Raw genomic sequence first — 20,501 nt, 5'->3', positions numbered from 1 at the left:
GCGTCTTTTTGCAGGCTACAAAGAAAAACACCCGCGAAGCGATTCGCGGGTGTTTTTTATTTGCGCTTTGTTCGCGCGCGAGCCTTTCAAAAAGGCGATGCCGCCGGCAAGCGTCCGCGCGTGCGTGAAGGCTTCGCGAGTTTGGGCGCCATTTCGCCGTCGATCGGACGCGGACGTGGCGCGGGCGGCACGGGCGTCGCGGTTTGATCGGCATGCTCGTAGTGCGAAGATGCGCCCGGCCTGCCGCGGCCATCGCGAATCCACTGCTCGCCCACCTGATGATTCGGCGTCTGGCTGAAATACTCGACGAGATGATCGATGAACGTGCGGACCTTCGCCGGCAAGTGACGGCGGCTCGGATACGCGACGTTGATCTCGACCTGCGGCAACTGATAGTCGCCGAGCAGGCGCACGAGCTGGCCGCGCGTCGTATCGTTGCCGATCAGATAGCTCGGCAGAATCGCGATGCCCATGCCGAGCAACGCGAATTGCCGAAGCATCTCCGTATTGTTCGCGATGATGACGTTCTGCGGCCGCACGCGCACTTCGCCTTCCGGACCGGTGAACACGCGCTCGTCGCCCCAATATTCCGACGGCAGACTCAGGCACGGATGTTCGAGCAGATGCTCCGGGCGCGTCGGCGTGCCGTGGGTTTCCAGGTAAGCGGGCGTCGCGCAGACGGTCATGCAACCGGTCGTCAGCCGCCGCGTGACGATGCTCGCGCTCTTCACCTGCCGCGCGATGACGATGCCGACATCGAAACCTTCCTCGACCAGATCGACCTGACGGTCAACCAGCGTCACGTCCGGCACGACCTTCGGATAGCGCTGCGCGTACGTCTGCAATACGGGCGCGAGATTGTGCAGGCCAAACACCACAGGCGCGACGATCCTCAACGAACCGAGCGGTTCGTGATTGCGCGCCACCACCATCTGTTCGACGTCTTCCAGTTCGTCGAGAATTTGCCGCGCCCGCTCCAGATACACCTGACCGGACTCGGTGAGCGAGAGGCTGCGCGTCGTGCGGTTGAGCAGGCGCGTACCGAGGCGGCCTTCCAGGTCCGCGACGTGGCGCGTAGCCACCGCATTGGAGATGTCCATCGCGCTCGCGGCCCGGGCGAAACTGCCGAGGTCCGCGACACGGATGAACACCCTCATCGACTGCAAATGATCCATAAGACACTCCTGCCGCTAGACGGCTTGAATTCTGCTGCAAAGCAATTCAGGATTATCCTAGGACCGGCACTTTTGTGCAGAAGTTGCCGGGAAGCGTGAAAAAGTCGAAAAAAATCTGAATGTTAGGCGTCTTACTGCGATGAAAGATCACCGATTGTTGCGATTCACACAACACACGGCTGGGTAAGTTCTGATAGACGAAATTTTGGAAATGCTGGCCGCGTCAATTTTGACGGTGTAGGCGATGAAAAACGGGCCCGTCGAAACGGGCCCGATATATGGGGATTGATTCAGTTTGCGAGACAAATCCGGCGCAGCAGCACGCCGGACGATCGGCTCAGGCGGCCAGACGCTTTTCCATGCCGGCCTTCGCTTCGGGCAGCGCCTCCGGCAAACCGTGCCGCAACTTCGTGAACAATTCGTCGTGCAGCGCCAGTTCGTCGCGCCAGGCTGCGTCGTTGACCGAGATGACCTGCGCGAATTGCTCGCGCGTGAAGCCGAGCGCGCCCCAGTCGATGTCCTCATAGCGCGGCGAAATGCCGAACGCGTGCTCCTCGCCCTTCGCCGTGCCTTCGATGCGGCCGATCATCCAGTTCAGCACGCGCATGTTTTCGCCGAAGCCCGGCCACACGAACTTGCCGTCGTCGCCCTTGCGGAACCAGTTGACGCAGAAGAACTTCGGCGCTTTCGCGTTCAGCGCTTCGAGACGCTCACCCATCTTCAGCCAGTGACCGAAGTAGTCGGCCATGTTGTAACCGCAGAACGGCAGCATCGCGAACGGATCGCGGCGCACGACGCCCTGCTGCCCCGCGGCGGCGGCAGTGGTTTCGGAGCCCATCGTGGCGGCCATGTAGACGCCTTCCTTCCAGTCGCGCGCTTCGGTCACGAGCGGCACCGTGTTGGAGCGGCGTCCGCCGAAGATGAACGCATCGATCGGCACGCCGGCCGGATTCTCCCAATCGGCGTCGATCGACGGACATTGCGACGCCGGCGCCGTGAAGCGCGCGTTCGGATGCGCGGCCTTCGCGCCCGTTTCCTTCGCGATGTCCGGCGTCCAGTCGCGGCCTTGCCAGTCGATCAGATGCGCGGGCGGCGCGTCGGTCATGCCTTCCCACCAGACATCGCCGTCGTCGGTGAGCGCGACGTTGGTGAAAATCACGTTTTCCTTCAACGTGGCCATCGCGTTGAAGTTGGTCTTTTCGCTCGTGCCCGGGGCCACGCCAAAGTAGCCCGCTTCCGGGTTGATCGCGTACAGGCGGCCGTCGCGGCCCGGCTTGATCCAGGCGATGTCGTCGCCGATCGTCGTGACCTTCCAGCCGTCGAGATCGCTCGGCGGAATCAGCATCGCGAAGTTGGTCTTGCCGCACGCGGACGGGAACGCCGCCGCGACGTGATACTTGCGCCCCTGCGGCGACGTGACGCCGAGAATCAGCATGTGCTCGGCGAGCCAGCCTTCGTCGCGGCCCATCGTCGATGCGATGCGCAGCGCGAAGCATTTCTTGCCGAGCAGCGCATTGCCGCCGTAGCCCGAGCCGAAGCTCCAGATCTCTCGCGATTCGGGGAAATGAACAATGTACTTCGTGTCGTTGCACGGCCAGGCCACGTCCTTGCGGCCATCGACCAGCGGCGCGCCGACCGAATGCACGCACGGCACGAACTCGCCGTCGGCGCCCAGCACGTCGTAAACCGCGCGGCCCATGCGCGTCATGATGCGCATGTTCGTCACGACGTACGGGCTGTCTGACAACTCCACGCCGATATGCGCGATCGGCGAACCGAGCGGGCCCATCGAGAACGGCACGACGTACATCGTGCGGCCGCGCATCGCGCCGTCGAACAGACCGTCGAGCGTCACGCGCATTTCCTGCGGATCGATCCAGTTGTTGGTCGGGCCGGCGTCTTCGCGGTGTTCGGAGCAGATGAACGTGCGGTCTTCGACGCGCGCCACATCCGAGGGATCCGAGCAAGCGAGGAAGGAATTCGGGCGCTTCTCGGGGTTGAGCTTCTTCATCGTGCCGGCGGCGACCATCTGCTGGCAGAGCCGGTCGTATTCTTCCTGCGAACCATCACACCATTCGATACGATCCGGCTTGGTCAGGGCCGCGACGCGCTGCACCCATTCGATGAGTCTTCGGTGCCGGACATAGGCCGGCGCTTCGATTTCGACGGCATTTTTATTGTGATCTTCGACTACTGCGGGCTGGTTCATCGAGCTGTCTCCGTTCTTCTGCAATGAAAACCAATCGCCCAACTGACGCTGCATGCGAGAGGCGTTTGCGACTCGAACCGCCGGGCGCTTTCGTGCACGTCCGATACGCGCGTCCGTTGCACGAAATGCGGTTCGCGAGCCAATGCGGCGTCACGGGCATGAATCCTTCGACTGCAAACCGCACCTGCTCGCGGCTTGCGTCGCAAAGGAACAAACTGTTAAAAAGAGATACTAAGTGGCCTGCCTCCTCGCCGATCACTGTGTTTTCCGCCAGTTGCGCTGAAATTCTTTTTTTGGCGCGGACCCGCGAGGCTCCTGAAAAATTGGGGAGTCAAGCATAACACCGCATCGCGGGAACCATGTGATGCAGCGCAATAACCTGCAATAGAGCGCAATTTATCGGTAGTTACCCGAATTTAAGCGTTCTATTCTCGCCCTCGCCTATAAAGCAGCACGTTTGATGCCTAACAAAAGCCAACCAATGCCCATGAAAATCGCCATTCTCGACGACTACCAGGACGCCGTCCGGAAGCTCGACTGCTTCCATTTGCTGGATGACCATGAGGTAAAGGTCTTCAATAACACGGTGCGTGGTCTCGGACAGTTGGCCAGCAGACTTTCGGAAGTCGACGCGCTCGTGCTGATTCGCGAGCGCACCCGCATCAGTTCGCAATTGCTCGACAAATGTCCCAAGCTGCGCATGATCAGCCAGACGGGACGCGCGGGCGGCGGGCATATCGATGTCGATGCGTGCACGGAACGCGGCATCGCGGTGCTGGAGGGCACGGGTTCGCCGGTCGCGCCGGCGGAGCTGACGTGGGCGCTCATCATGGCGGCGCAGCGGCGCATTCCGCAGTACGTCGCAAATCTGAAGCAAGGCGCGTGGCAGCAATCGGGGCTGAAGACATCGGCGCTGCCGCCGAACTTCGGTCTCGGTCAGGTGCTGCGCGGGCAGACGCTCGGCATCTGGGGATACGGCAAGATCGGCAAGCTGGTGGCCGGTTACGGCAAGGCGTTCGGCATGAACGTGCTGGTCTACGGGCGCGAGCATTCGCAAGGCGCGGCGCGCGAGGATGGCTTCGCAGTCGCCGAAAGCCGCGAGGCGCTGTTCGAACAGAGCGACGTGCTCACGTTGCATCTGCGCCTGACCGACGAGACCACGGGTATCGTCAAACAGGACGATCTGATGCGGATGAAGCCGACCGCGCTCTTCGTCAACACGAGCCGCGCCGAATTGCTCGAGGAAAACGCGCTGCTCAATTCGCTGCATCACAACCGCCCGGGCATGGTCGCGGTCGATGTCTTCGAGAGCGAGCCGATCCTGCAGGGCTACGGCCTGCTGCGGCTGGAGAACGTGATCTGCACGCCGCACATCGGCTATGTGGAGCGCGAGAGTTACGAGTTGTACTTCGGCGCGGCGTTCCGGAACATCCTCGCATTCAATGGCGGCGACACGTCCAGCGTCTTCAACAAGGAAGCGCTTCAGCACGCGCGCCGCCGCTGAGCATTCGATTCAGACTGTCGAGATATCGATCGACGGCTCGCAGCGCACCGGAAAGTTCACCGAGTTCGCGATGAAGCAGAAGCGGTGCGCCTTTTCGTGCAGGCGCGCCGCGAGATCGGCATCGCCGCCGGCGCCGATCGTCACGCGCGGGCGCAACAGCACATCGACGAAGCGCCCGTCGCCCTTCGCCTCTTCCTGCATCGTCCCGATGGCTTCATCGACATAACCCGTCACGACGATCCCGTTCGTCGCGCACAGGTGCAGATACCAGAGCATGTGGCACGACGACAGCGACGCCACGAACAACTCTTCCGGATTGTGACGCGCGGGGTCGCCGCGAAACGCGGGATCGCTCGATGCCTCGATCGCCGTCTTGTTGCCGACGCGAACCAGATGATCGCGCGAATACGCGTCATAGGCCGATGTGCCGGAACCGAGATTGCCCGTCCAGTCGACGGTCAGTTCATACGTGTGCTTCTTCGCCACGGTCTGCTCCTCAAGCGAGATGCGAAGCGGTTTCCATCACACGCGGAAGGCGTTCCAGAAAATCCTCGCCGTCCGCGCGGCCCAGGTCATAAGCATGTTGCATCTGCGACGGACTCGTATAGTCCCAGCTCGAAATCGGCACCTTGCGCGATGGCTGGATGTAGAGACGCTTTTGCTCGCCGAGCGGCACGATGAACATGCGCTCGCGCGGATAAAGCCGCGTGACCATCACGAGGACGAGACCCGGCGATGCATCCAGTGCGGACACGGGCACGTTGTCGACCATGCCGCCATCGAGAACCGGGCGGCCGTTGCGTCGCAGGATCGGCGTGAACGGCGGCGTGCTCGACGATTGCAGGATCAGATCCGCGAGATCGTCGATCGTCGCGCATTCCTGGGCTTTCACGAACTCCGGATGAAAGCCGAGCGCTTGCCCGAGCGTCGGATGCAGCGTCTTGCGCACGTACTTCTCGATGTTGTACGCGATGAGACCCGCCGCGACGGCGCTGCGCGCGCCGAGCCAGCGCGGCAGATGCGACACGCCGATGCGGATCTCGGGCGCGCTCGAGAGGTCACGGAAGCGATCCGCGAAGATGTCGAGCAGCGCCTGTCGATAGATGCGGTAATGCGGAAACACCGATTGTCCGCGCAGCAGGTTGCCCCAATAGGCGTTGCGGGTGTTGTCGCGCAGCGCGTGCGCGTAGTAGTCCATCACCCAGCGCGACTCGTTCGTGTAGAGCATGCAGGCGGTTGCCGCACCCGCCGATATGCCTGCGATGATGCGCGGCTTGAGGTTCAGTTCCGGCCGGACGATGTCCCAGAAACCGGCTTGCCACCAGCAGCGGTTGCCGCCGCCGGCGAATACGACCTGGTCGAACATTTACTTGTTGATGAGCGCGTAGGTGGTGGTGGCGTGGGCGGCGAGCTCGCCCTGTTCGTCGTGCAGGTCGATTTCGCCGAAGACGAGGTTGCGGCCGCGGCGTTTGACCTTTGCTGTCACGAGTACGTCGCCGGATTTGACCGGCCGCATGAACGTCGTGTTCAGGGAGACGGTGGTCATCGTCGAGAAGCCGCCCATGACGTGCGAGATGGCGACGACCATCGCGGTGTCGGCGGCGGCCATGAAGACTTGTCCGCAGATGACGCCGCCGGCGTGGCGCAGGTGGTCCGAGTACGGCAGGCGCAGCGTGACGGCGTTTTCATCGATGGATTCGGGCGCGAGATGCAGTTCCTTGACCCACGGGGCGAGGATGCTGTCGAGCAGGGCGCGGATGGCAGTTTCGTCCATTACGGGGATCGTGGCGTGGGAAGATGCGTCATGATACCGGGCTGAAAGGGGCGTGCTGGTTCGCGTGTCGGACGGCTTCGTCAGAAATTTAAGAAATTTCTCGCGCAGGGGCTTGCGCTTCCGGAAAAGGCCCCGCTATAATCTCGTTTCTGTTGGGGCGTTAGCTCAGTTGGTAGAGCAGCGGACTCTTAATCCGTAGGTCGAGTGTTCGAGTCACTCACGCCCCACCACCAGATTCAAGCAAAAAGCCCAGCCCACACGGCTGGGCTTTTTGCTTTCTGGGTTTCGTGTAGGCCTGATGTAGGCGTTTTGCGGTAACGTCAATCTATGCGGATCCATGCAGCCACTTCTGCAGCCCCCGTTCAAAGGGGACGGTGGTTACCATATCACCGATCTCTCTCGCGCAAAAATTGCCGCAACATCTGTTCGGCTACAGCGCAGTTCATCTACGCCTTGACCTACCTCGAATACTGTACAAACATACAGGGTCACTCACGCGCGCATTCGTTGTTTGTTTGGGGATCTGAAGCGCCGCTTGTCGGCAACCCCTCAATTTCCGAGAAACGCAAGCGGCATGTCGCAAACGGTGACGACGGGATGGCCGCGGCGAAAGTGAACGGGACTACGTCACTACGAACAAACAACGAACGTACAATACCGCAAGGCACAACAGGCGGCGAAAATGGGAAAGGACTCGCGAATAGAATGGACACACCATACGTTCAACCCATGGTGGGGCTGCGTGAAGGTATCCGCCGCTTGCGATAACTGCTACGCGGAAACATGGGCTAAGCGGCTAGGAGAAAGCGTCTGGGGACCAAAGACCGAACGGCGGTTCTTCGGAGACGCTCATTGGAAGGAGCCTATCAAGTGGAACAAAGAAGCCTTGGCGAGCAATTCGCGACGACGGGTATTTTGCGCGTCAATGGCGGACGTCTTTGAGAATCGGGAAGATTTGATTCCACATCGAATGCGCCTCCTCCAACTTATAGAAAACACGCCACAACTTGATTGGCTTTTACTGACGAAGCGCATCCATCTCGTCCGCAAGCAACTACCAAAAGGATACGAATTTCCTAAAAACGTTTGGTTAGGTGCAACGGTCGAAAATCAAGCGTCTGCGGACAAGCGAATCAAGCACCTGCTAGCCTTTACATCGCCGGCCGTTCGATTCCTTTCGTGCGAACCGCTCTTAGGGCCATTAGATATTAGCGAGCATCTGGTCCGCGGGGAAAACGGCACCCGCGTTGACTGGGTCATTGCGGGTGGAGAGTCAGGACCGGGTTCACGGGCGATGGACCCAGTGTGGCCAGTTGATCTACAAAAGCAATGCGCCAAAGCACACGTGGCGTTCCATTTCAAACAGTGGGGACATTGGGCGCCACTGGAACAAGTGACGGATTTCGTGACAAAGAGAACCCCGATAAAGGTGGTTCGGCGAGATGGGACAGAAATCTCACTCGCCGCCATCGGAAAGGGAAAATCCGGCAGGACCCTGGCGGGCCAGCACTGGGATCAGTTTCCGAAGGTATACTAGAACTCGCAATTGGTCCAATAACTAGCTGGACACCACTGTGTCAAAGAAACACTACAACTGGGGCGATGGCCCAGCGATTATCGACGAGCACAGCATTACTAAGCATCAGGTGCTCGTAGACTATCTGATTCGATACTTCGACCAGCGCACGCGAAACTCGCGCGGTCAAGAGAGCTTTAAGCTAACGCTCGTAGACGGATTCTGCGGTGGTGGCGAATACTACCTGCGAGGAACGAAAACCCTTGTCTTGGGCTCACCGTTTCGAATTATTGAGGCGGTCGAATCGGCGAAAAAGCTGGTCAACCTAGATCGAAAAAAACCAATCATTTTCGACGTTCAGTTTGTTTTTATCGATAAAAATGTCCACGCGATCAGGTATTTGCGAAAGGCCCTGACGGAGCGCGGCTTCGGTGCTGCGCTCGATAATACAATCCATCTCGTCCACGCAGAATTCGCTGAGACGGCCGACGCCGTTCTTGCCAAGGTACGCTCGCATACGCCGAGGGTGCACAAGGCCCTGTTTTTCCTCGACCAATACGGCTACACGGAAGTGCCAGCCCCTCTAATCCGCAAGATCTTTGAACAGGCGAACAACGCAGAGATCGTCCTCACTTTTCACGTTTCATCATTTGCCACGTATACAAACGACGAATTGGCTGAAAAAGTGTCGAAGACGCTCCAGATAGACATCTTCAATCGACTTGACGGACGGACGATCGAAGACATAAAGCAAAGCGACGCAGATTGGCGCCGATTCATCCAGGCCGCACTATATGACGCGCTTGTAGTGGGTTGCGGGGCTTCTTTTTTTACTCCGTTCTTTATCCGGGGAAAAGGTGCGGGACACGGGGAGTATTGGCTAGTTCATCTCTCCCAGCATCACCGAGCTCAAGATGTAATGAAGGGCGTTCACTGGAAGCTCAGCAATCATTTCGTCCACTATGGCGGACCGGGCCTGAACATGCTGGCACCCCACACGATGGGTTTTCTTCAAGAGTTTGACGGAGGCTTTCGATTTGACGATGTGGCAAGAGGAAAATCGGACGAAGCGCTCACTCTGCAGTTGGCTCAGTTTATCTTCGCCCACGGTGCAATGACCTTTGCCGCACTGTTTTCAAAGACTTGTAACGGGTCCCCAGCGTCGGCTGAAATGTACAAGGAGGTGCTGGAGAAGCTCATCAACAGCCGGGACATCGAGATTCAATCTTTAGACGGAAAGCCTCGATATCTGGCCCGATATATCGTCGACACCGACCTTGTACAACCAGCGAGGCAGATGAAATTATTCCTGCCCTGCTAGAGTTATCAACAGCCCGTCAGAATTGAGTCGCGTCAAACGGCGTCGTAGGTGAATTGAGACCACCTCTTACGAACACGCACCGCCGCTCTCGTCGGGCGACCTGCTGTTGCTGTTCTGCGTTCGTGCGGGCTGGGACTGCCACGGGGAGCATCCTCTGCCTTCCTGCATCTCACAAATCATATCTCCGACGTTTTATGCGATTCTTCGTGCGCCCCAGGACCGCGAAGTTCGGACACCAGCTACCAGCGGGCACAGTCGCGGCCGACGATGCCCATTCGTGGCCGCGTGCACAGCGCCAGCGCAACCTCTCCTTCACCTTGACGTAGGTGTCGGAGAACCTTGCCGTACTTCCCAGTTTCCACGACGCCGAACTCATTTCGATGGAACACGACCCGGATGTCCAATATCTTTCGCTTCGATTGAAACGAGTGTCCGGTGCAGTTGAAACGCTGAAATTCTCCGGAGTGGTAACGCAGCGAATGATCGACTTCGCAGATCAGAACGTCGCATCCCGTCTCTCGATCTCTCCCATGCATCACTTCTCCGCTGATGATTTGGGTGCATGGATTCGTTGGATGCACAGCCGGGATGATGCAAAAGCCCGGGAACCGGATCCCACAATCATCGAGCGGCTTCATCGAGACGTCGCAGACGGACGTAAGGTGCTTTTCATCTTGGAGCCTTCGTGCGGCGCGGAACTGGCTGTGCTCTGTGAATCCGTGTCGATCCTTTTGTAGCCCTACTCGCAGCCCGAGTGTTCGAATCACGCACGCCCCACCACCAGATTCGAAGGGCTGCGCAATGCGCAGCCCTTTTTCATTTCCGCCTCAAATCACATCCGCCCCACGCGCGTTCAGCAACTCCCGCAGTACGGATCGATGACACCGCGCCTCATCCTCGCAGTAACACCCGACCGACATATTCGTCTGGTGCGATAACGCCGCGAGCAGATCAAGCGTCCTGCTCGCATCCGCCTCGGCCATTTCCGCCTTGAACTTCTTCACGAACGCGCGCCATTCCTTGTCATCCTCCGCGTGAAGCGCTGCCGTCACCAATTCCTGCGACGGCGAAAGCACCGGATACCACACGTCATAAAAATCACGCTTCGCGAACTCGGCCTTCGGCACCCCGCGCGGCGGCCGTCGCACCGTGCCGATACGCAACCCCTCATCCGCCACGCGCGGCGTCCCGAGTCTCACGATGCGAATCGCCATCATCATCTCCGTCGTTGTCCGCACAGCATAATCGCTGACATCGCTTTGAAAGCTCCCGCGCCCCCACTCAGCGAAAACCCGTATCTTCCCGTATCGTTTCGGATTCTCCGCCCGCTTACATCCGGAATTACCGCCGTGCCCACCGAAGAACGCCCCCAAACCCTGCCGCACGACCCCGACGCCCCGATGACCCCGCTCGAGCGTCGAGGCATGGCCGCGATCCTGCTCTCGGTCGCGCTCGCGACGCTCGATACCGCCATTGCCAACACGGCGCTGCCCGCCATTGCCGCCGATCTGCACACGACGCCCGCCGCGTCAGTCTGGATCATCAACGCGTATCAGCTCGCGATGGTCGCCACCCTGCTGCCGCTCGCCGCGCTCGGCGGCATCCTCGGCCATCGGCGCGTGTATCTCGGCGGGCTCGTCGTGTTCCTCATCGCCTCCGCCGTGTGCGCGTTCTCGTGGTCCTTGCCGACGCTCGTCGCCGCGCGTCTGCTGCAGGGCCTCGGTGCGAGCGCGATCATGAGCGTCAACGCGGCGCTCATCAGCGCGATCTTTCCGCCGCATCGGCTGGGGCGCGGCGTCGGGCTGAACGCGCTCGTGGTCGGCATCGCGTTCGCGATCGGGCCGACGGTCGCGTCGATCGTCCTTTCGCTCGGCACGTGGCCGTGGCTCTTCGCGGTCAATTTGCCGGTCGGCGTGTTCGCGTTGATGATTGCGTGGCCGTCGCTGCCGCAGACGAAGCGCGCCGAACACGGCTTCGATCGCATCGCGGCATTGCTGAACGTCGTCACCTTCGCCGCGCTGATTTTCGCGCTCGGCGAAGCGGCTCAGCGCGCGCCCGCGCAAACCGTGCTCGCGGCCTTCGGCGTCGCGCTGGTTGCGGGCGTCCTGCTGCTGCGACGTGAACGCGGCCATCCCGCGCCGATGCTGCCCGTCGATCTCTTTCGCCGCCCCATGTTCGCGCTCTCGACGATGACCGCCATCTGTTCGTTCGCCGCGCAAGGACTCGCGTTCGTGTCGCTGCCGTTCTTCTTCGAGAGCGTGCTGGGCCGCAGCCAGGTCGAGACCGGATTTCTGATGACGCCGTGGTCAGCGCTCGTCGCGTTGATGGCGCCGATCGCGGGACGCCTGTCCGATCGCCATTCACCCGGCCTGCTGGGTGGCGTCGGGCTGGCGATTCTGTGCGTCGGGATGGTGTCGCTCGCGATGCTGCCTGCGCAACCGCATGCGCTGGAAATCTGCATCCGCATGGCGATCTGCGGCGCGGGCTTCGGCTTCTTTCAGTCGCCGAATCTGAAGGCGTTCATGTCGAGCGCGCCGCGCGAACGCAGTGGCGGCGCGAGCGGCACGATCGCGACATCGCGCCTGATCGGACAGGCGACGGGCGCGGCGCTCGTCGCGCTGTGTTTCAGCATCGCCGGAAAGCATGGTCCGGCACTCGCGCTCTCGCTCGGCGCGGCCTTCGCGGGCGTGGGCAGTATCGCGAGCGGTTTGCGGCTCGTGACGCGCAATCCGTCGTCTGAACGAATCGTCGGAGAGCCGTCGCGCAAGGCCTGAGCGCGCTCACATGCGCCGCACCTTCACCTTGCGGCCCTTGAGCTTGCCCACGCCGAGCTTGCGCTCGGCGTCATCGGCGATACTCCGTTCGACGGCCACGTACGTGACCATGTCCATCACGTTGATCTTGCCGATCTGCTTGCCGTCGAAGCCCGCTTCGCCGGTGAGCGCGCCGAGCACGTCGCCGGGACGGATCTTGTCCTTGCGGCCGCCGAGGATCTGCAGCGTCGCCATCGGCGGCTTCAGATGACCCGGTTCCGCTGACGTCAATTCGGTCAGCGGATGCCATTCAACTTCCGCACGCTGCGCCTGCTCGATCGAGCCGACGCGCCCCATCTCGTCCATGCTCGCGAGCGACAGCGCCCAGCCTTCCTCATCGCCACGCCCGGTACGGCCGATGCGATGCACATGCACTTCCGGATCGGGCGTCACGTCGACGTTGATCACCGCTTCCAGTTGCGCGATGTCGAGACCGCGCGCGGCGACGTCGGTCGCGACGAGCACCGAGCAACTGCGGTTCGCGAACTGCACGAGCACCTGATCGCGTTCGCGCTGTTCCAGTTCGCCGTGCAGCGTGAGCGCTTCGAAACCTTGCACGCGCAGCACATCGAGCAGATCGCGGCACTGCTGCTTCGTATTGCAGAACGCGATCGTGCTCACCGGGCGATAGTGGTCGAGCAACAGGCCGACCGCGTGCAGACGCTCGTGGTCCTCCACTTGATAGAAAATCTGCTTGATCTTCGCGTTGCTGTGCCGTTCGGTGAGCTTGATCTCGCGCGGATTGCGCAGGAACTGCTGGCTCAGCTTCACGATGCCTTCCGGATACGTCGCCGAGAACAGCAAGGTCTGGCGATCCTTCGGGCACTGGCGCGCCACCGACGCGATGTCGTCGAAGAAGCCCATGTCGAGCATGCGGTCCGCTTCGTCGAGCACCAGGGTACGCACTGCGCCGAGCGTCAGCGTGCCGCGCTCCAGATGATCCATGATGCGGCCCGGCGTTCCCACGACGATATGCGCGCCGTGTTCGAGACTCGCGACCTGCGGACGCATCGGCGTACCGCCGCACAGCGTCAGCACTTTCACGTTCTCTTCCGCGCGCGCGAGGCGGCGGACTTCCTGCGTGACCTGATCGGCGAGTTCGCGCGTCGGGCAGAGGATGAGCGCCTGCACGTCGAACTGGCTCGCGTCGAGGCGGGAAAGCAGTGGCAGCGTGAAGGCCGCGGTCTTGCCGCTGCCCGTTTTCGCCTGCGCGATGAGATCGTGGCCGGCGAGCGCCGGCGGCAGGCTCGCGGCCTGGATCGGCGTCATCGACAGATAGCCGAGCTGCTGCAGGTTCGCCTGCATCGCCGGCGAGAGCGGCAGGCTGTTGAAGGAAGTGTCGGTGGTCATGGTTTCAGCGTGTCCCGTGCGGCGGGATGTCGGTGAGCTGCTCGTACGTGGTGGTGCCATCGTCGGCATCGTGGCGTGCGACGTAGTTGCGCGCGCCGCACATCGGGCAGCGGAACAGAAGGCCTTGGCCCTCGTTCTTGATGACGACATCGGATAGCGCCCACTCCGCGCCGCAGGACTGGTTTCGACAGGTGAACATAATCGTATTTCTCTGGTTTCGTGGCGCGCTCGTGCGCTCAAAGGCGAAAGTGTACGCGTGTCTGGTGCCGACGCGGTCCGCGCAAGTCCGCAAGAAATGCTAAAGCGGCTCGTGCTACTTTTCTTTCATCGAGTTTTCTTTGTGGAGCGCACGATGAACGGCAGGGTCTATGAGGCGCGACTCGCGCGCGTGGTCGCGTACATCCACGATCACCTCGATGACGAACTGGACCTCAACCGGCTCGCCGAGGTGGCGTGTTTGTCGCCGTATCACTGGCATCGGATTTATCACGCGTTCTATGGGGAAACCGCGGCGGCGACCGTGCGGCGGTTGCGTTTGCATCGCGCGGCGAATGAGCTCGTGCATGGCGCGGTGCCGATCGATTCGATCGCCGAGCGCGCCGGATATGGCAGCGTGCAGGCGTTTTCGCGGGCGTTTCAGGCGAGTTACCGGATGGCGCCGGGACAGTTTCGAACTGACGGCGGCGCTTCGATGTTTGTTCCTTTGGATGAAATTCGATCAGGAGACACGGCGATGCATCAAGTCGATATTCGTACTCAGCGTGGTTTTACCGTGGCCGCGATGGAGCATCGCGGGTCGTATATGAACATCGGGCGGGCGTTCGAGATGCTGTTTCATTGGCTCGCGGTGCGGGAGTTGGTCGATCCCCGGGCGCGGTCACTGGGCATTTATCTCGACGATCCTGCAGCCGTCGCCGAAGATGAACTTCGCTCGATGGCATGTTGCGAGCTGTTCGAGCCGGACGCGGTGAAGTTCGAAGCGCCGGTGTCGCGCGTGGAAGTCGCGGGCGGGGAGTTTGCGGTGCTCACGCATGTCGGGCCGTATGCGCAGCTTTGCTTCGCGTATCAGTGGCTGTATGGGGAATGGTTGCCGCAGTCGGGACGGGAAACCGGCGACGCGCCTGTGTTCGAGGTTTATGTGAACGATCCGAGGGAGACGGCGCCAGCGGATCTGGTGACGGAGATTTGGGTGGCGTTGAAGGCGGTTGCCTAGGCCGAAAAAAGCCCGCGACAACCGGCGCGTGCTGCACCGAATTTCGCGGGCTTCGAGGCCTGGCGTTGCGCAAGTCTCCTTAAACGTCGATATTCCCCGCCCTCAACGCATTGCTCTCGATAAACGCCCGCCGCGGCTCCACATCATCGCCCATGAGCGTCGTAAAGATGCCATCGGCGGCAATCGCGTCCTCGATCTGCACACGCAGCAAACGCCGCACCGCTGGATCCATCGTCGTTTCCCAGAGCTGCTCGGGGTTCATCTCGCCAAGCCCCTTGTAGCGCTGCTTCGAAACGTTACGCTCCGCGTCCGCGATCAACCACTTCATCGCGCTCTTGAAGTCGGTCACGGCCATCGACCGTTCGCCGCGCTTGATCAACGCGCCATCGCCGATCAAGCCCTTGAACGTATCCGCCGTCGATACGAGCTGCTTGTAGTCCGCCGTCAACTGAAGGTCTTCGTCGAACACCGTGACCTTCACATTGCCATGATGACGCCGCTTGATATGCAGCGACCGCAGCTCGCGCACCTGATCGTAAGCAGGTTCGACGCTCACTTCGGGCTTCAAAGGATCGGCACGCAAGCGCTCTTCAAGACGCTTCGCCGACGCTTCCGCCGCTTCCTGCGACGACAGATCGATGATCACGCCGTCCATCACCGATTCGAGCGCGGCCGCGTCATAAATCCGGCTGAGACGATCGACAACAGCCTGCGCAAGCAAGTACGCACGGGCGAGTTCACCCAGCGCATCGCCGGAAATCGGATCCGCGCCTTCGCTCGGCATCAGTTCGGAACCCTGCAACGCCAGCTTCAACATATGCTGATTGAGCTCGTGCGCGTCCTTCATGTACCGCTCGTCCTTGCCCGCCTTGATCTTGTAGAGCGGCGGCTGCGCGATATAGATATACCCGCGCTCGACAATCTCCGGCATTTGCCGGTAGAAGAACGTCAGCAACAGCGTGCGGATGTGCGCGCCGTCGACGTCCGCATCGGTCATGATGATGATGCGGTGATAGCGCAGCTTGTCGAGGTTGTAATCGTCCTTGCCGATGCCGCATCCGAGCGCCGTCACCAGCGTCACGATCTGCTCCGACGAAATCAGCTTGTCGAAACGCGCCTTCTCCACGTTCAGCACCTTGCCGCGCAACGGCAAAATCGCCTGGAACTTGCGATCGCGTCCCTGCTTGGCCGATCCGCCCGCCGAGTCACCCTCGACGATATAAATCTCCGACTTCGCCGGGTCCTTCTCCTGGCAATCCGCAAGCTTGCCCGGCAGACCGACGCCATCGAGCACGCCCTTGCGACGCGTCATCTCGCGCGCCTTGCGCGCGGCATCGCGAGCACGCGCCGCATCGACGATCTTGCCCGTGATGATCTTCGCGTCGTTCGGCGTCTCCTGCAGATAATCTTCGAGCGCCTTCGCGACGATTTCCTCGACCGGCGCGCGCACTTCCGACGACACCAGCTTGTCCTTCGTCTGCGAGCTGAACTTCGGCTCCGGCACCTTCACCGACAGCACGCACGAAAGACCCTCACGCATGTCGTCGCCGGTCGTCTCGACCTTCGCCTTCTTCGCGATCTCGTTGTCGATGATGTACTTGTTCATCACGCGCGTCATCGCGGCGCGCAGGCCGGTCAGATGGGTGCCGCCGTCGCGCTGCGGAATGTTGTTCGTGAAGCACAGCACGCTTTCGTTGAAGCTGTCGTTCCACTGCATCGCCACTTCGACGGTCACGTTCTCGCGCTCGCCGACCGCGTGGAACACGTTCGGATGCAGCACCTGCTTGGCCTTGTTGATGTACTCGACAAAGCCCTTCACGCCGCCCGCAAACGCGAAATCGTCTTCCTTGCCGGTGCGCTGATCCGTCAAACGGATACGCACGCCGTTGTTCAGGAACGAAAGCTCGCGCATGCGCTTCGCGAGAATGTCGTAGTGAAATTCGACATTGCCGAAGATCGAGACATCGGCGAGAAAGTGCACTTCGGTGCCGCGATTTTCCGTATCGCCGACGACGGGCATCGGCGAATACTGGATGCCGTTCTCTTCCACGATCTCGCGGTTCTGCACGACGCCGCGCGCGAACTCCATGAAGTGCTTCTTGCCGTCGCGGCGCACCGTGAGGCGCAGCCATGCGGACAGCGCGTTCACGCACGACACGCCCACGCCGTGCAGGCCGCCCGACACCTTGTAGCTGTTCTGGTCGAACTTGCCGCCCGCGTGCAGCTCGGTCATGACGATTTCGGCGGCGCTGCGCTTCGGATCGTGCTTGTCGTCGCGCTTGAGGCCAGTCGGCACGCCGCGGCCGTTATCCGTGACGGAAATGGAGTTGTCCGCGTGAATGGTGACGTGAATGTCGTCGCAATAGCCTGCGAGCGCTTCGTCGATGGAGTTGTCCAGCACTTCGAAAACGAGGTGATGCAAACCGGTGCCATCCGACGTATCGCCGATATACATGCCCGGCCGCTTGCGCACAGCCTCCAGACCTTCAAGGATCTGGATGGACGATGCGCCATAGCTGTTGTCAGGCTTGTTGTCGGGCTGCGAATTTGTGTTTTCAGTCATGGAAATTTTCCGGTTCTGCGTCACTGCCTGGGTTACTGCTCGAACTTTTCAAAACACCTTAAAAACACCAAAGGGGCGCGCCGCCCCTTGGAGTGTTTTCGGTATTGCGCGCGTCAGATACGCATCGGCATCACCACGTACTTGAATTCCTCGTTCTCGGGAATCGTGATGAGCGCGCTGGAATTGGCGTCGCCGAGGCTCACCTTGAGCGTGTCGACCTTCAGATTCGCCAGCACGTCGAGCAGATAGGTGACGTTGAATCCGATATCGACGGAATCGCCCTGATAGGCGATCTCCAGCTCTTCCTGCGCCTCTTCCTGGTCGGCGTTGGTCGACATGATCTTGAGCTGGCCCGGCTCGACGAGGCAACGCACGCCCTTGAACTTGTCGGAGGTCAGAATGGCCGCGCGCTGCAACGAACGCTGCAACTCTTCACGGCCGATTTCGAACGTGTTCTTGTGCGACTTCGGAATCACGCGCTGGAAGTCGGGGAACTTGCCCTCGACGAGCTTCGACACGAGTTCGACCTGGCCGAAGCTGAACTTCACCTGCGTCGCGGCGATGTCGATCTTCAAAGTGTCGTCGATGTCTTCGAGCAAACGCTGGAGTTCGAGAATCGTCTTGCGCGGGATGATGACTTCCTGGCGCGCGAACGAGCCCTCGATCTTCATCGACGAGAACGCGAGACGGTGGCCGTCGGTCGCGACCGCCATCAGCTGGTCGCCGTCCACCACGAGCAGCATGCCGTTCAGGTAGTAGCGGATGTCCTGCTGGGCCATCGCGAAATAGACCATGCCGAGCAACTGGCGGAACGTCTTCTGCGGAACCGAAAGGCTCGCGCCGAAGTCAGTAGCCTGGTTGACGGTGGGAAATTCGTCGGCGGCGAGCGTCTGCAGCGCGAAACGGCTTTTGCCGGAACGCACGGTCAGGCGCTTGTCGGAGAGGTCGAGCACGACTTCGCCCGAGGGCATCGCGCGCAGAATGTCGAGCAGCTTGCGCGCGGCGACCGTGGTGGCGACCTGGTCGCTGCCGACGCCGAAGTCGGCGCGGGTCGTGATCTGTAGTTCGAGGTCGGTCGAGAGGAACGACACATCCGCGCCGTTCTTGGTAATGAGCAAATTGGCGAGGATCGGCAACGTATGGCGGCGTTCTACGATACCGCTCACGGTTTGCAGCGGCCTTAGAAGATTATCTCGTTCGGTCTTGACCAGTTGCATAGAGTTCCTTCGTTGATGTGACGGCCTGTCCGCCGGTTTCGCCACCAGATTTGCCCAGCGGACAACCTCGTAACACGCGTTGCCGGCCCCCCGCCGGTCACTCGCGAAAACTGCGCTCGAAAGCCGCCCAGGCCACGGACGGCTAAACCTATATTGTGCCTCAAAACGGAACCGCTCCCTGAAATTGGGGGCGTTTTCGTCAAAAAACAGGCTTTCGAACGCAATTAATGACGCGTGCGTTCTTCACGCCGCGTCCGTCGACCCCTTAGCCCTTCAGCGTCTGCTCGAGCACGTGCAGTTCGTGGTTCAGTTGCGCGTCGGTGCCGCGCTCCGCCGCGATCTTGCGCACCGCATGCAGCACGGTCGTGTGATCGCGTCCGCCGAACAGTTCACCGATCTCGGGCAGGCTCTTCTGCGTCAGCTCCTTCGCCAGATACATCGCGATCTGGCGCGGGCGCGCAATATTGGCCGGCCGCTTTTTCGAGTACATGTCGGCGACCTTGATGTTGTAGAAATCGGCAACCGTCTTCTGGATGTTCTCCACCGAGATCTGGCGGTTCTGCACCGTCAACAGGTCTTTGAGCGCTTCCTTGGTCAGCTCGATCGTGATGTCGCGGCCATGGAACTTCGAATATGCGAGGATCTTGCGCAGCGCGCCTTCGAGTTCGCGCACGTTCGAACGCAGATGCTTCGCGACGAAGAACGCGACGTCTTCCGACAAACTCACGCCTTCGGACTGCGCCTTCCTCATCAGAATCGCGACGCGCATTTCCAGCTCGGGCGGCTCGATCGCGACCGTCAGACCGGAGTCGAATCGCGAGATCAGGCGATCGTCGATACCGGAGATTTCCTTCGGATACGTATCGCTCGTGATGATGACCTGCGCCTTGTTCGCGACGAGCGCCTCGAACGCGTAGAAGAACTCTTCCTGCGTGCGCGATTTGCCGGAGAAGAACTGAATATCGTCGATGAGCAGCAGATCGAGCGAATGGTAATAGCGCTTGAAGTCGTCGAACGCCTTGCGCTGGTATGCCTTCACCACGTCGGACACGTACTGTTCCGCGTGAATGTAGCGGATGCGCGCGCCGGCCTTGTCCATCAGCAACTGATTGCCGATGGCGTGAATCAGGTGGGTCTTGCCGAGGCCCACGCCGCCATACAGGAAGAGCGGGTTGTACGAGATGCCGGGATTGTCCGCGACCTGAATGGCGGCCGCGCGAGCAAGCTGGTTCGCCTTACCGGTGACGAAATTGTCGAACGTCAGCACCGGGTTGAGCTTCGAGCGCTCGTAGGCGGAATCGGTTTCACCGCCCGCCGACGGAGCGCCGCCCGGGCGCCACGTGCGCCGGCCCGCAGCGGCTTCGTTGGCGTCGAGGCTCGGGAGGTCGAGATCGGCCTGATCTTCCTGCGTGGCTTGTGCCTGTTGCGCCGCTTCGGCTGCAAGCGCGTTGATGTGCGCCGTGGCGTTCGCGTGCGCCACCACCGTGGGCGCCTGCGGCGCGGCCGCCGAGGGCGCCGGCGCGCGCGGCGCGGCGGGCGCGCTCGCGGTCGGACGGGGCGCGGCGTTCAGCCCGCCGCCGATCGCATTGCGCGCGGTCGCTTTCGGATCGAGGACGAATTGCACGTCGATGGGCGCGCTGAAAAATTCGCGCGCGACATCGGCGATGCGGCCCGAGAACTGGCTTTTCACCCAGTCGAGCTTGAAGCGGTTGGGAGCGGCGATGCGCAGGATGTTCGCGTCGGCATCGAAGTCGACCGGGGTCAGCGGCTTGATCCACGTGACGTACTGCTGCGGCGTGAGTTCGCGCGCGAGCAGTGCGGAACAGTGTTCCCAGAAATCGTTCAT

The 20,501-nt window shown here is 61.1% G+C and carries 17 protein-coding genes and 1 tRNA gene; 7 read left to right on the top strand and 11 right to left on the bottom strand.

Features of this window, described 5'->3' with window-relative positions:
- Nucleotides 1-86: 86 nt before the first annotated feature.
- Both NK8_RS00090 and NK8_RS00085 read right to left on the bottom strand, forming a co-directional pair.
- Nucleotides 87-1,175 (bottom strand): LysR family transcriptional regulator, encoded by a 1,089-nt coding sequence (locus NK8_RS00090; RefSeq protein ID WP_213226774.1) that lies wholly within the window; start codon nucleotides 1,173-1,175, stop codon nucleotides 87-89.
- Between the two features lie 337 nt (nucleotides 1,176-1,512).
- Nucleotides 1,513-3,384, bottom strand: coding sequence for a phosphoenolpyruvate carboxykinase (GTP) (locus NK8_RS00085; RefSeq protein ID WP_213226773.1), 1,872 nt, complete (start codon nucleotides 3,382-3,384; stop codon nucleotides 1,513-1,515).
- 487 nt (nucleotides 3,385-3,871) lie between these two features.
- On the opposite strand from NK8_RS00085, the gene NK8_RS00080 reads away from it, so the two are divergent.
- Nucleotides 3,872-4,888, top strand: coding sequence for a D-2-hydroxyacid dehydrogenase family protein (locus tag NK8_RS00080; protein WP_213226772.1), 1,017 nt, complete (start codon nucleotides 3,872-3,874; stop codon nucleotides 4,886-4,888).
- Between the two features lie 9 nt (nucleotides 4,889-4,897).
- Here the strand turns inward: NK8_RS00080 and NK8_RS00075 are convergent, their stop codons facing one another.
- From NK8_RS00075 to NK8_RS00065, 3 genes are read right to left on the bottom strand one after another with little or no spacing between them, the layout of a single operon-like run.
- Nucleotides 4,898-5,374, bottom strand: coding sequence for an OsmC family protein (locus tag NK8_RS00075; RefSeq protein WP_213226771.1), 477 nt, complete (start codon nucleotides 5,372-5,374; stop codon nucleotides 4,898-4,900).
- Between the two features lie 10 nt (nucleotides 5,375-5,384).
- The gene (locus NK8_RS00070) at nucleotides 5,385-6,254 is read right to left on the bottom strand and encodes a patatin-like phospholipase family protein (RefSeq protein ID WP_213226770.1); all 870 of its coding nucleotides are present in this window, start codon (nucleotides 6,252-6,254) and stop codon (nucleotides 5,385-5,387) included.
- The gene (locus NK8_RS00065; RefSeq protein WP_213226769.1) at nucleotides 6,255-6,662 is read right to left on the bottom strand and encodes a PaaI family thioesterase; all 408 of its coding nucleotides are present in this window, start codon (nucleotides 6,660-6,662) and stop codon (nucleotides 6,255-6,257) included.
- Nucleotides 6,663-6,816: 154 nt separating this feature from the next.
- Here NK8_RS00065 and NK8_RS00060 point away from each other — a divergent pair.
- The 4 genes from NK8_RS00060 to NK8_RS00045 all read left to right on the top strand — a co-directional run bounded on the left by NK8_RS00060 (nucleotide 6,817) and on the right by NK8_RS00045 (nucleotide 10,236).
- Nucleotides 6,817-6,892 (top strand) — tRNA-Lys (locus NK8_RS00060).
- Between the two features lie 452 nt (nucleotides 6,893-7,344).
- Nucleotides 7,345-8,199: a DUF5131 family protein gene (locus NK8_RS00055; RefSeq protein WP_213226768.1), complete on the top strand. Its 855-nt coding sequence runs from the start codon at nucleotides 7,345-7,347 to the stop codon at nucleotides 8,197-8,199.
- Nucleotides 8,200-8,236: 37 nt separating this feature from the next.
- Entirely contained in the window at nucleotides 8,237-9,499 is a 1,263-nt protein-coding gene (locus tag NK8_RS00050) for a three-Cys-motif partner protein TcmP (protein ID WP_213226767.1), read from the top strand.
- Nucleotides 9,500-9,879: 380 nt separating this feature from the next.
- Nucleotides 9,880-10,236, top strand: coding sequence for a hypothetical protein (locus NK8_RS00045; protein ID WP_225936179.1), 357 nt, complete (start codon nucleotides 9,880-9,882; stop codon nucleotides 10,234-10,236).
- Nucleotides 10,237-10,326: 90 nt separating this feature from the next.
- Here the strand turns inward: NK8_RS00045 and NK8_RS00040 are convergent, their stop codons facing one another.
- A complete protein-coding gene (locus NK8_RS00040) occupies nucleotides 10,327-10,713 on the bottom strand; it encodes a DUF488 domain-containing protein (RefSeq protein WP_213228415.1) in 387 nt (128 codons plus the stop codon).
- A 186-nt stretch (nucleotides 10,714-10,899) separates the two neighbouring features.
- Between NK8_RS00040 and NK8_RS00035 the strand changes: the two genes are divergently transcribed.
- The gene (locus NK8_RS00035) at nucleotides 10,900-12,273 is read left to right on the top strand and encodes an MFS transporter (protein WP_162066722.1); all 1,374 of its coding nucleotides are present in this window, start codon (nucleotides 10,900-10,902) and stop codon (nucleotides 12,271-12,273) included.
- Between the two features lie 6 nt (nucleotides 12,274-12,279).
- Here NK8_RS00035 and dbpA read toward each other — a convergent pair whose 3' ends face one another.
- Both dbpA and NK8_RS00025 read right to left on the bottom strand, forming a co-directional pair.
- Complete coding sequence (gene dbpA / locus NK8_RS00030) at nucleotides 12,280-13,662, bottom strand: ATP-dependent RNA helicase DbpA (protein WP_213226765.1); 1,383 nt, start codon at nucleotides 13,660-13,662, stop codon at nucleotides 12,280-12,282.
- A gap of 4 nt (nucleotides 13,663-13,666) precedes the next feature.
- Nucleotides 13,667-13,861: a hypothetical protein gene (locus NK8_RS00025; protein ID WP_162064601.1), complete on the bottom strand. Its 195-nt coding sequence runs from the start codon at nucleotides 13,859-13,861 to the stop codon at nucleotides 13,667-13,669.
- A 153-nt stretch (nucleotides 13,862-14,014) separates the two neighbouring features.
- Here NK8_RS00025 and NK8_RS00020 point away from each other — a divergent pair, with 153 nt between their 5' ends.
- Nucleotides 14,015-14,875, top strand: coding sequence for a GyrI-like domain-containing protein (locus NK8_RS00020; RefSeq protein ID WP_213226764.1), 861 nt, complete (start codon nucleotides 14,015-14,017; stop codon nucleotides 14,873-14,875).
- 79 nt (nucleotides 14,876-14,954) lie between these two features.
- Here NK8_RS00020 and gyrB read toward each other — a convergent pair whose 3' ends face one another.
- The 3 genes from gyrB to dnaA form a co-directional block, all read right to left on the bottom strand.
- Nucleotides 14,955-17,438, bottom strand: a complete 2,484-nt coding sequence (gene gyrB, locus NK8_RS00015) for a DNA topoisomerase (ATP-hydrolyzing) subunit B (protein ID WP_162064600.1) — start codon at nucleotides 17,436-17,438, stop codon at nucleotides 14,955-14,957.
- 113 nt (nucleotides 17,439-17,551) lie between these two features.
- Nucleotides 17,552-18,655: a DNA polymerase III subunit beta gene (dnaN, locus tag NK8_RS00010; RefSeq protein ID WP_162064599.1), complete on the bottom strand. Its 1,104-nt coding sequence runs from the start codon at nucleotides 18,653-18,655 to the stop codon at nucleotides 17,552-17,554.
- Nucleotides 18,656-18,920: 265 nt separating this feature from the next.
- Nucleotides 18,921-20,501: a chromosomal replication initiator protein DnaA gene (gene dnaA / locus NK8_RS00005; RefSeq protein ID WP_213226763.1), complete on the bottom strand. Its 1,581-nt coding sequence runs from the start codon at nucleotides 20,499-20,501 to the stop codon at nucleotides 18,921-18,923.

The organism is Caballeronia sp. NK8 (assembly GCF_018408855.1).
Taxonomy (GTDB): domain Bacteria; phylum Pseudomonadota; class Gammaproteobacteria; order Burkholderiales; family Burkholderiaceae; genus Caballeronia.
The sequence above is the reverse complement of the archived record's forward strand: the minus strand, read 5'-3'. Positions and strand labels throughout refer to the sequence as shown.

Coding starts and splice junctions, on each gene's coding strand:
- NK8_RS00090 (WP_213226774.1), bottom strand. CDS start 1,175: ATGGATCATTTGCAGTCGATGAGGGTGTTCATCCGTGTCGCGGACCTC.
- NK8_RS00085 (WP_213226773.1), bottom strand. CDS start 3,384: ATGAACCAGCCCGCAGTAGTCGAAGATCACAATAAAAATGCCGTCGAA.
- NK8_RS00080 (WP_213226772.1), top strand. CDS start 3,872: ATGAAAATCGCCATTCTCGACGACTACCAGGACGCCGTCCGGAAGCTC.
- NK8_RS00070 (WP_213226770.1), bottom strand. CDS start 6,254: ATGTTCGACCAGGTCGTATTCGCCGGCGGCGGCAACCGCTGCTGGTGG.
- NK8_RS00065 (WP_213226769.1), bottom strand. CDS start 6,662: ATGGACGAAACTGCCATCCGCGCCCTGCTCGACAGCATCCTCGCCCCG.
- NK8_RS00055 (WP_213226768.1), top strand. CDS start 7,345: ATGGGAAAGGACTCGCGAATAGAATGGACACACCATACGTTCAACCCA.
- NK8_RS00045 (WP_225936179.1), top strand. CDS start 9,880: ATGGAACACGACCCGGATGTCCAATATCTTTCGCTTCGATTGAAACGA.
- NK8_RS00040 (WP_213228415.1), bottom strand. CDS start 10,713: ATGGCGATTCGCATCGTGAGACTCGGGACGCCGCGCGTGGCGGATGAG.
- NK8_RS00035 (WP_162066722.1), top strand. CDS start 10,900: ATGACCCCGCTCGAGCGTCGAGGCATGGCCGCGATCCTGCTCTCGGTC.
- dbpA (WP_213226765.1), bottom strand. CDS start 13,662: ATGACCACCGACACTTCCTTCAACAGCCTGCCGCTCTCGCCGGCGATG.
- NK8_RS00025 (WP_162064601.1), bottom strand. CDS start 13,861: ATGTTCACCTGTCGAAACCAGTCCTGCGGCGCGGAGTGGGCGCTATCC.
- NK8_RS00020 (WP_213226764.1), top strand. CDS start 14,015: ATGAACGGCAGGGTCTATGAGGCGCGACTCGCGCGCGTGGTCGCGTAC.
- gyrB (WP_162064600.1), bottom strand. CDS start 17,438: ATGACTGAAAACACAAATTCGCAGCCCGACAACAAGCCTGACAACAGC.
- dnaN (WP_162064599.1), bottom strand. CDS start 18,655: ATGCAACTGGTCAAGACCGAACGAGATAATCTTCTAAGGCCGCTGCAA.
- dnaA (WP_213226763.1), bottom strand. CDS start 20,501: ATGAACGATTTCTGGGAACACTGTTCCGCACTGCTCGCGCGCGAACTC.